Below are 9,929 nucleotides of genomic sequence, written 5' to 3' on the forward strand. Positions count from 1 at the left end.
ACGGGAAAGACTCAGTACCTATCAAGACTAGACGACAAGCAGCCAATGAATACTCGCCCTATCAAACAGCGACTCCAGAGAGCGATGACCAAATTGCCTTGCAGTCGGCGCCGGTGAGAACGCTCTCCGGTTCGAGTGCATTATCCCAATCGCTTACGTTGCGATCTGCTACCCAATCTCGTAGCTGTTCATAGCTGGCCGAGGTGGGGACACCTTGGAGTGTCTCAGTCATGCCTTGAGCGGCAGCACGTGGCACTCCGACCATACGGAGGCTCACTGCTTCGCGAGTAGGTACACCGTAGAACACCAGTGATGGAATGTGGGAGAAGTCGCTCACTGTGTGATTGCCTCCAAGCGAAAGGCGCTGCAAAACGCCAAGCCCCCAAGGAATCTGACTGATCAACCGAGAATAGAGATAATGACCAGCGCGACGCCTCCGATCAGTAGCATCAGAAATATGCCTGAACCATTTATCTGCGATATCTATAACGGTACCTCCTGCTACCCAGTCGCGTACGATTCCCGCAATTCTAGATGCGTCAAACACGCCCGCGCCACCTTCCCCAAGAGTCAGCTCGGGAACTTCCCCTAGCATCGAGATCGCGGATGTGAGCGATGAAGGATCTGATGCAAACAAATTGCTGGCCGTCCAAAATTCAGGACTGCGAAACTCCGGATGCTCTTCGCGTTGTTTGGCATACAACAGATCAACGGAATAGAGGCTGAATCCTGTGCCATCGGCTAGGGACAAATACCCTGGCTGACGTCCTTGCAGTTGCTCAACGTACCGACGAGTTAAGCGGACCAGTCGCTCAGCAGCGGAGCTGTCCACCTCACGAGCTTGGTGATAAACGAGGCTGGAGCGTAGTACGTCTTCGAGTTCTGCCGCTGAAAAATCTAGGCCGGCAACGCGAATCGCGTGAGTAAGATATTGAAGGAAAGTCCCCAATTCTTCATTCTGCCTGACAAATCCGATGTCGAGTTCAGATGTGGCTAGAGATACGCTTCTTATCGCGTTGAGTAGTACGCTCGCAAGCTCTGCGGCCTCTCCCCGGAGGAAGTTTCGAGCTGTTTCTATATCGTTATTATTTGCAGCAGGAAAAAGTACAAGGCCCAGACGATCCCGTAGCGCTCGGCCTGCGCGTCCCGCGATATTCCAAAATTCTGAGTACGACATCGGGGCCATGCCGTTCCGTCTGCCCTGGTACTTGAAAAGGGTCTCGACAATCACGCTTCCTATAGGAAAATTAACGCCTTGAGCGAGGGTGGTGGTCCCACAAACCACTTGGACATCTTCACGGTCGATTAGCAGCTCGATAAGATAGCGGAGATCGTGAGAAAGGCCAGCGTGATGGTATGCGACGCCCTTTTTGATTAGTCGCGCCAATTCGTGTTCATTCCCGAGCTCGCTCTGAATATAGCGGACTACAGCGTCGCCGAAGTCAGACAGCGGACGATTCTCCATGTGAGCCGCTATTTCTGTAGCCCGGATTTCCGCCACGGACCGCGACCTCGCAAGCACCAAGACGCCTCCTCGTCGCGCAAGGCGCAGGACAGTAGACACCGAGACCGAGCCCTTGGTCTTCTTGTGAGGAAGTCTGACCGACCCCAAATCGACTTCCAGCTCTTCATTAAGATCGACGTTGCTAGAGCTGGGTAGGGTCTTAAGGATAAGTCGTGGCTGCCTGTTCCTTGGCTTTCTCCAAAAGCTAGCGGCAGTTATGCGCTCGCTAGGCCTCCAAGACACACGAATCGTGCCCTCCGTGCTGTCACCTAGCCATGCTGCCAATGTATCCCCGTTGGGCACAAAGGGCGTTAGAAGGAGAAATCGAGCGTCAGCACGTTCCCTTTTCAAAGTTCCCAAAAGCAGCTCAAGACGCGCACCCCGTGCACCATCGGCAATATTGTGGGCTTCATCTACCACAATGAGAGAAAGTTCTCTGACAACGGGATGATCCGATCTAATGAGTAAATCCAACTTCTCAGGCGTAACAACGAGGACATCCACGTTGCGGCGCAATAGTATATCTTCTGTTGGATCTAGCTCGAATACGGGAACGGCAGCCTCAACCCGATAGCCTAGAGAGCCAATGTCGCTGCGAAGTCGTATGACGATCTGATTTATCAAAGCCCTGGTGGGCACAACATATGCGATTCGACTGTCGGGGTTAAGCGCGAGTGCTTGCACAATAGAGAACTCGGCAATAAGTGTCTTCCCGGCCGACGTTGGCATCTCGACTACGATTGCTCTCTTGGCCGGGTCTAGGAGGCTGGATCCCAGAGCAGTGCGTTGGCTGGGCCAAAGCTCAAGCAGCGGAGAGTGCCGATCTTCTCCAGTTAGGTGGTCCACGAATTCACGGATTCGAGTGCCTAATGTTCTAGTATTGAACCACACGCTACTCTTTATAAGTTGTCGTGCACCCGCAGAAAGCATGTCAGCGAAATGCAGTAGCTCAGGTTCGGGTTGCAACTCAAGAATCTCAGTCACATTGGAGGCGTGGCGGTCAATCTGAAGCAGTGCATCTGATGGCGCTCCATTAATCGTGTATCTCGCCGCGATATCAACTATCTTGGCCAGGTTGAAAAGAGAGATTAGTCGGCCGGCAGCCGTTCTATCTTCCTGTGCCCTACGAAGCATCGCCTCTTGGTGCCCTCGCTGCAGATGCCTCAATGCTTCAATCTCTGATACTGCGGCATGCACGTCTGCCCAGCCACCTTCTTTGCGACATAGAAGAATGAAGCTACGTGCGATTCTCAATAGAAGCTCGTGTGGCCAGTCGTGGGGCAGATTGGATGTGTCGAAATTATAGCTAGGCTGGCTTTCTTGCAGCAGCATTCGAAGCTCTGCCCTGCGCCCGGCCAGCAATGCATCAATGGACAAATAGAAGTAGTGAAACACTTTGCCGTGCGTATTGACATCTGAGAGATCAGTGGTTCTTCGACAGAGAAAAGCCTTGTCGAACAGCGTCGCGCCGTCGTCTTCGCTGCCGTCCACATCGAGAGCAAGTCGCTCAATGGCGGTCGCTAGTGATGACTGATCCTCGTTATGCCAGTCGAAGATCGAGCGCTGTTCAAGCAGATCCTGCATAGCTTCGGCAAAGTAGGTTGTTCGGGAAGCTTCAATAACATCATTGAGTTGAAGCTCGTTAATCAACTCTCGAATCTGTTCGATGTTCATTGCGCCTCCCTCGCCTTACAATATACCGAATCAGCAAATTCCTCAATAGGGACCGATATTTTAGCTATGCAGAAGCATATGACGGCTGGCGATAGTTCATCCGGACTAGTATGGAACAGACCAAAATCTGCCTGTTGTCCAGTATTATGCGTTCGCATGAGCACTGGGAGTACGATGATAGGCAGCTTTCGTTGGGACCATAGCAAGATTGCGCGTCCGACTTTGGATCGATGCTCTTCCTTGGAATGCTTGTGAGCCCAATTTAGCTCTTGCAATATTTTAGTATGGTTAGTGATGATTTTCTTTAGCTGGTTTCTCATGCTGTCGTCGGCCTGGTCGACTACAGCGGGAGGAGAGGATGCTGAGTTTGACGCCTTGACCTCGCCGCAAACCAGACTCAGGCATCCAGAGCCAGATTCATGCAGGGCTAAGAGGTCCATGCCCCTAGTGGGCTGTCCTGGGATCTCCTTGTTCCGCACACGGTTAGCTATCACGGAGCTTCCGTGGATTCGTTCAGCTACCAGGTGCGCTAAGACCTCAGCTGTCTCGTTTCGTGCCATGTCGAGATGGGGCCTACCTGGGTTCTGCCCAGCCTGAGGCACCGATGCCTCGGTAACCTCTTGCAGTAGCGCCTCGATGTCCGGTAGGTCGACGATGTCGTCTAGGCCAGCCAGGGCATCTGTGAGCGTGAGTCGCAGCCTCTCTGGCTCAACGTAGAGGTCTCGAATCGTCTCTGCGAAGAGATCTAGGGCCGCGTCGGCGTCGACGTCGTAGATGACGTAGCGATGCTCACCCTGCCACGCTTCGAAAGCAAGCGTAAATCCGGGCAGAGCCACCGCGCCTCCACATATGCGAGCAAGTCAACCGCGGTGATCGTACAGTTGGTGATCGACTAAGTAAATGCGCACAAAGTAACACCCCGTGCGATTGCGGTGGGCGGGAGTCGAAGACGTGTTATGGCATCTCCTAATCGGGACAAGTCTATCGCGAGGCAATGTCCGCTTTAAGCCGATCTATCGCATCTATCCTAATTTGATGTCGATCGTACGTTCGGAATCTTAGGGGGTTAGCATAAATCAGCTTGGAACGTAACATTTCTATGAAAGCGTCGTGGTGTTGCGATAGAGGCTGGAGTTACAGGCGCCAATAGGTAGTGACCGTGCGTGTCTCGCTAGTAGTCGAGGCTTACGTGGAGTCGCGCTCTGCACTGCTACTTTGGTGAGAACCAAGGTGGACGTAGGTAATGCCCTCCAATACCCGCTCCCAGGGAAGGCATGATCAGCGGAAGTCGTTGTGTAGCCGTGGACTGCCGAATTGCTCTCACAGGTATCAAGCGGCGGCGCGCCGCGCCGCCGTACCCGGCCCGCCGCCTGCCCGCCGCCCGGGCATGCGGCCTGGGGGCCGGTCCCGGACGGCGGCAGCGCGGGCCGCACCGCCGACCAACGCGCCCGCCGTACCCAACAATCCCGCCGTACCGAGCGGCTCACCGCCGTTCACCGGCCTCTGGAATGATCTACCGCATGCGAACTCGGCTCTTCTTCGTGCGTCACGGAGACTCCCTCCACAAACGAGACGGAGTAGTAGGCGGACCGAAAGGATGCCGCGGCCTCACCGACACCGGACGCGAACAGGCCGCACTACTCGGGCAGCAGTTCAGCTCTGATATCGGAAGCGACAAAGCGTCGGTCTACTCTTCACCCCTGCCGCGCGCCGTGGAAACAGCCGCCGCAATCTCCAAGGCCAGCGGCTTGCCCTCCACACAAGACTGCGGCCTCTGCACCTGGCACACGCCGCCAGAGGCAGACGGACTCACCCACGAAGAGTTCTTTCGACGTCTCGACATCGAAGGCGGCGGAATCTACCGACCCTTCCAAGAGGGCAACGAGACCTGGGCCGAGATGGTGACCCGCACCAGTCGCGCCATCATCGACATCGCCCACCGCCACCGTGGAGAAGCCGTCATCATCGTCGGCCACGCTGAAACGGTCGAGATCTCGTTCAACGCCCTCGGACTGCTACCGGTCTACCGATCCTTTGACCTGAAGGTGTCCCCCGCCTCGATAACGGAGTGGGTTACCGACCAGGACCCCACGCAGTGGCCACCTCCCAGGTGGACACTCACCCGATTCAACGAAACCCCAGCCTCCGGCGGGGGCACTCCTGCTCCGGGATGATCGCCGCGCCGGGCGTCAAGGCCGTGGGTGGTTGAGGTGGAAGCCTGAGCATCCCGTCACCATCGCCCCAGGGCAAGCCAAGCAGACCAAGGGCCTGGGGCGAAGGTCGTTCCTCCAGTTGGGGGCTCCACCTTCACCCCAGGCCCTTGGCCCGCTTCCCTGACGGGTGGGACGACGGCGACGGGATGCTCAGGCAGGACAGTTGCTGGCGGTGCCAGGCGTCTTTCGCACGCACGTACGATCGCCTAGTCTGTCGCGAGCATAGAAGCCAGGCGATCAAGACCGGGGGTCCAGGTGGGGGTCGTCTACGACTATTACCGGGCGGCGGACAGGCAGGCCGCCGCGGAGAAGCCCGACAGTCCCCGTGCCGTGGAGAAGCCCATGGCCGGCGTACCGTCTTTTGACGCGGTGGACGCCAAGGGGATCGATCCCATCGTGATCCTCGGGAAGTTCATAGCTCTCGCCAGAGAGACTCCGTACAGCTTGGGCTTGGTGCAGACGATCACTGTCTATCCGCCGCCCGAGGGCGCTCCGGCGACGGTCGAGGAGTGGGAGGCTCTTCCGGATGACTCTCCCTACAAGGAAGGAGCGGGAATCGAAGAGCTCTCAGTAGACGTGCGCGACACGCTCGCCGGCATCTCGGACAGCAGGTTAGGGCAGCTCGCTGAGGGCTGGGCACAGATCGAGGAGTTCGCCGATTTCCCGCCCGACGAGGGGTTCCTTCTGGAGGTCCTTACAGAGCTGCGCGGTCTTGCTCAGCGGGCACAGAAGGAAGATCAGATGATCTACTGCTGGATCGGTGGCTAGGGTCTCTCCCAAGGTCCAGTTCGAGCACTTGGCGTCTGCCCCAAAGGCCGCTGTGCAATATGCGTGCAATGATCATGAGACTTGAGGCAACGAGACATGGCTGCGGTCCAGGTGAAAGGCCTTTTGCCGTTCGTAACGGTCACGCGCTGTAAAACCGTCGGCTCAGCCTACGCAAGTTCGAACCTTGCACCTGCCACACGCAGTAAGCGCAGCTCAGAGGCCCTACGGGGCCTCTTCTGCATTTCAGGGCTATGCAGCCGGATGCCGCTCTGAGCGGCCGTTTGTCGGTGGTCACGGGATATACGCGGGATGGATTCGGGGGCGTTTCCCCCGGTCGAGGCCCACGATCCGGAGTATGCGCGGGATGACGTGGCCCCTGCAACGCCGAAAGGCCCCGGGGAAACCGGAGCCCTTCGAGTGGTGCCGTTCGCGATCTCATGCGGTGAGCACGTCCGCGATCCGCTGGTTGACGATGTTCTCCTGGCCGTCGATGCACTTGGCATAGACCCTAAGCAGGACGTCCACCCCGTGGCCGGCGCGGGCGGCTACCTCTGGAGCCGGTACGCCGCCGTTGAGCCAGAGCGAGACGGCCGCGTGTCGCAGATCGTACGGCCGCCGCGCGAGCGGTGAGGCGACCTGAACCGGTGTGAGAGCGAGGGTGCGGGCTTCCTGCCAGACCTCGGTGTAGGCCGTCGAGGCGACTACGCCGCCGCGCTCACTGCGGAACAGCCGTCCGTCAGGCGCGACGCCGAACTCTTCGATGTGTTGCCGAAGGATCTTGACCAATTCCGGCGGGATCGGGATGCGGCGGACGTCGTCCTCGCCCCGATGCTTGAGGGCCCGCAGCTCGTGTGCGTCCCCGGTGTCGGTCCAGCGGCGGTTCACCTCGGGGCGCGAGCCGTCGAGCATGCGCCGTCCCCAGCCGTCCGCCGGGAGGTAACAGTCCTGCTCGCGGAGGCTGACCGCCTCACCAGGCCGGAGGGCGGCGAAGTACATGCAGGCGAACATGCCCATCAACCGACGCCCCCGCCCCTTCCCGTCACGCTGGCGCTTGCCCACGTAGGGATTGCGCGGAGCAAGGCTGCGGTCAGCGCCTGAAGAAGGCCTTGCACACGCGTGCCTCGACCCCCTTCTCGCTGGCGCACGGACGGGGACGTTCGGCGTGTCGCCGAATTCGTGGGCGCGTCTTCGCTGGCTCAGCCACGTGGGGCTTGCTGTCTCTTCTGGAACTCGACAGTATCTGTTTGCCTGGCGATGGTCGCTTGGAAGGTGTGGGTGTCGCTGTAGGTGTTGTCGCAGACTGCGTCGGCAGAGCGGGCGACGGTTGTGTTACGGCGATGTGGACGGCTACCGGCGGGGGCATACGAGGCGCTGCCTGAGTGCTTCGCCCGAGTGAGAAGCCACCTGCGGTCCCCACGGCGAGTGCAAGCCTGACCCATATCAGGCCGTAGCCGTGCCTCGGGTCGGATGGTGACCTGCGTAGGAACGCGGACGGTGGAAGGTTGTTCATGGTCGCCCTCAAGATCGTCGACGTGGCTGCCCGACGCTAGGTATGACTTCAGTGACGGGGCGCTCGTTGCCGCCTTGACCAAGGCATGGAAGAAGGATCCGCGGCCGATGACCCGGTCTGAACGTTGATCTTTTAGCAGGTCACCGTCTTGTTCGTCCTGGCCTGCGTCAACCAGTAGGCCGCCGCCTAGCCTTCGGCGCGGGCTACAGCGCCTCTCTTGCTTCCCCGCGTGCGTGGGGAGGACCCGGTCTGGCCGTACCAGGGGCCGACCTGCGGCGGATCACCCCCACGTGCGTGGGGAGGACTCGTCCACGCGAATCTCCAGGGCCGGGCGGAGCGGATCACCCCCACGTGCGTGGGGAGGACGCCACGGCTCCGGGTCGTCCGCCTCCTCCACCGGATCACCCCCACGTGCGAGGGGAGGACCGGTCATCGACTGGGAGATCACGCCGATCATCCGGATCACCCCCCGTGCGTGGGGAGGACGTGCCGATAGGCGTGTCTAGCCCCAGTCGCGGCGGATCACCCCCACGTGCGTGGGGGAGGACGAGCGCGTGGTCACCGCCCTGGGGAAGACGGACGGATCACCCCCACGTGCGTGGGGAGGACGCGCGCAGCTTCGACACCGCAAACCGGCACATCGGATCACCCCCACGTGCGTGGGGAGGACGGCAGATCCCGGCGTGATGGGGTCTGCCTGGGTCGACGACGTGACGCCGTCGCTGGCCTGATGTCCGAATGGCGAACCCTTGCTCGTTGTCAGCAGGATGGATCAGTACTGCCATGCCCTCGCCGACGCTCGCGCTGACCGCTGCCCACAATTCGTCGCGGACGCGAGCAGAAACGGTGCCGACGAAGAGGCCAGGGCAGGGTTCGATGAGCCAGCGTGACAGCGCTCCGCCGACATGGTCGGGGATGGCGGTGGTGGAGATGACGATCATCGATGCCATGAGTCACTCCAATGGGACGTCGATGAACTCGTATCCGTAGTTCACTCCGGCAGGCAGAGCGCCAGCGTCGGGATCCCATAGGTGAACCAGATCCGTGGTTCGGTCGGCGACTGAATCGCCCCGGCTTCGGTGGAGACTTGATCTCTTGAGAGGATCGAGTCCATGCCTGGTAAGTCTCCCTACCCCGCCGAGCTGCGGCCGAGCGGTGCGGATGGTCGCCGAGGTGCGGCCGGATTACCCGACCGAGTGGGCCACGATCAACGCGGTCGCGACCAAGCTCGGCATCGGCACCGCGGAGACACTGCGCACCTGGGTCCGTCAGGCCCAGATCGACGAGGGCAGCCGGCCCGGCCGCACCACGGATGAGTCGGCCGAGCTGAAGCGGCTGCGCCGGGAGAACGCCGAACTGCGGCGGGCCAACGAGATCCTGAAGGCCGCCTCGGCTTTCTTCGCGGCCGAGCTCGACCGGCCACACACGCACTCGTGACCTTCATCGACCAGCACGCCGACGTGTTCGGTGTCGAGCCGATCTGCCGTGTCCTGACCGAGCACGGCTGCCCGATGTCCACCAGCACCTACTACGCCGCCAAAAGCCGCCTGCCCTCGGCCCGCACGGTGCGCGACGCCGAACTGGACGAACACATCACCCGCATCCACGCCGCCAACTACGGCGTCTACGGCGCCCGCAAGGTCTGGCAACAGCTGCTGCGCGAGGGGCATCGGGTGGCCCGCTGCACCGTCGAACGCCGCATGCGCGCGCTCGGCCTGCAAGGCGCGCGCCGAGGCAAGAAGATCCGCACCACGACGCCCGATCCCGGGCACGAGCGGGCGGCCGACCGGCTGCGGCGCGACTTCACCGCCACCCGGCCGAACGCCGCCTGGGTGGCCGACTTCACCCACGTGACGGCCTGGCGCGGGCTGGTCTACGTCGCGTTCGTCGTCGACGTCTACTCCCGGGCGATCGTCGGCTGGGCCGCCTCCCTGACCAAGCACACCACCCTCGTGCTGGACGCCCTGGACATGGCGTTGTGGCGGCGCGAGCGCACCGGCCACCCGGCCGGGCCGGGACTGATTCATCACTCGGACGCGGGCAGTCAATAGCGGGCAGTCAATATACGTCTTTCCGGTTCACCACCCATCTGCTGGCGGCCGGCATCGACGCCTCCGTCGGCACGGTCGGCGACTCCCTCTTAACCGGCCAATACCTATGTTTCCCCAGGTCAGCGACACGCCGTGATTTGCTACCTGCTGGCCGGATGGGGCCATCGCGGGTACATCTGTCCTCATGATCGAACAGGGACTCCGGCTGG

At 60.5% G+C, this 9,929-nt stretch carries 9 protein-coding genes; 4 read left to right on the top strand and 5 right to left on the bottom strand.

All coding sequences use genetic code 11. The annotated features are described in order from the left end of the window. Window positions 1-61: 61 nt before the first annotated feature. A complete protein-coding gene (locus tag ABGB14_RS36875) occupies window positions 62-3,178 on the bottom strand; it encodes a DEAD/DEAH box helicase (protein ID WP_347648480.1) in 3,117 nt (1,038 codons plus the stop codon). Continuing rightward, window positions 3,175-4,014, bottom strand: a complete 840-nt coding sequence (locus ABGB14_RS36880; protein WP_347648481.1) for a Hachiman antiphage defense system protein HamA — start codon at window positions 4,012-4,014, stop codon at window positions 3,175-3,177. Before ABGB14_RS36880 ends, ABGB14_RS36875 begins: the two co-directional genes overlap by 4 nt. Before the next feature lie 684 nt (window positions 4,015-4,698). On the opposite strand from ABGB14_RS36880, the gene ABGB14_RS36885 reads away from it, so the two are divergent. Then, complete coding sequence (locus ABGB14_RS36885; RefSeq protein WP_347648482.1) at window positions 4,699-5,352, top strand: histidine phosphatase family protein; 654 nt, start codon at window positions 4,699-4,701, stop codon at window positions 5,350-5,352. Between the two features lie 294 nt (window positions 5,353-5,646). Further along, on the top strand, window positions 5,647-6,159 hold the full coding sequence (locus tag ABGB14_RS36890; RefSeq protein ID WP_347648483.1) for a hypothetical protein: 513 nt from the start codon (window positions 5,647-5,649) through the stop codon (window positions 6,157-6,159). 435 nt (window positions 6,160-6,594) lie between these two features. On the opposite strand, the gene ABGB14_RS36895 is transcribed toward ABGB14_RS36890, so the two are convergent. The 3 genes from ABGB14_RS36895 to ABGB14_RS36905 all read right to left on the bottom strand — a co-directional run bounded on the left by ABGB14_RS36895 (window position 6,595) and on the right by ABGB14_RS36905 (window position 8,783). Next, a complete protein-coding gene (locus ABGB14_RS36895; RefSeq protein WP_347648484.1) occupies window positions 6,595-7,218 on the bottom strand; it encodes a hypothetical protein in 624 nt (207 codons plus the stop codon). Window positions 7,219-8,253: 1,035 nt separating this feature from the next. Then, window positions 8,254-8,619: a type I-E CRISPR-associated endoribonuclease Cas2e gene (gene cas2e / locus ABGB14_RS36900; RefSeq protein WP_347648485.1), complete on the bottom strand. Its 366-nt coding sequence runs from the start codon at window positions 8,617-8,619 to the stop codon at window positions 8,254-8,256. A 41-nt stretch (window positions 8,620-8,660) separates the two neighbouring features. Then, window positions 8,661-8,783 (bottom strand): hypothetical protein, encoded by a 123-nt coding sequence (locus ABGB14_RS36905; protein WP_347648486.1) that lies wholly within the window; start codon window positions 8,781-8,783, stop codon window positions 8,661-8,663. A gap of 47 nt (window positions 8,784-8,830) precedes the next feature. Between ABGB14_RS36905 and ABGB14_RS36910 the strand changes: the two genes are divergently transcribed. Beyond that, complete coding sequence (locus ABGB14_RS36910) at window positions 8,831-9,106, top strand: transposase (protein WP_347648487.1); 276 nt, start codon at window positions 8,831-8,833, stop codon at window positions 9,104-9,106. Then, window positions 9,103-9,720, top strand: a complete 618-nt coding sequence (locus ABGB14_RS36915) for an IS3 family transposase (RefSeq protein ID WP_347648488.1) — start codon at window positions 9,103-9,105, stop codon at window positions 9,718-9,720. Before ABGB14_RS36910 ends, ABGB14_RS36915 begins: the two co-directional genes overlap by 4 nt. Window positions 9,721-9,929: the final 209 nt, after the last annotated feature.

Source organism: Nonomuraea sp. B10E15, assembly GCF_039871615.1.
In the GTDB taxonomy this organism is placed as follows: Bacteria; Actinomycetota; Actinomycetes; order Streptosporangiales; family Streptosporangiaceae; genus Nonomuraea.

Excerpts from the sequence above, each read along its gene's own strand:
- ABGB14_RS36875 (WP_347648480.1), bottom strand. The coding sequence starts at position 3,178 with ATGAACATCGAACAGATTCGAGAGTTGATTAACGAGCTTCAACTCAAT.
- ABGB14_RS36885 (WP_347648482.1), top strand. The coding sequence starts at position 4,699 with ATGCGAACTCGGCTCTTCTTCGTGCGTCACGGAGACTCCCTCCACAAA.
- cas2e (WP_347648485.1), bottom strand. The coding sequence starts at position 8,619 with ATGGCATCGATGATCGTCATCTCCACCACCGCCATCCCCGACCATGTC.
- ABGB14_RS36905 (WP_347648486.1), bottom strand. The coding sequence starts at position 8,783 with ATGGACTCGATCCTCTCAAGAGATCAAGTCTCCACCGAAGCCGGGGCG.
- ABGB14_RS36910 (WP_347648487.1), top strand. The coding sequence starts at position 8,831 with ATGGTCGCCGAGGTGCGGCCGGATTACCCGACCGAGTGGGCCACGATC.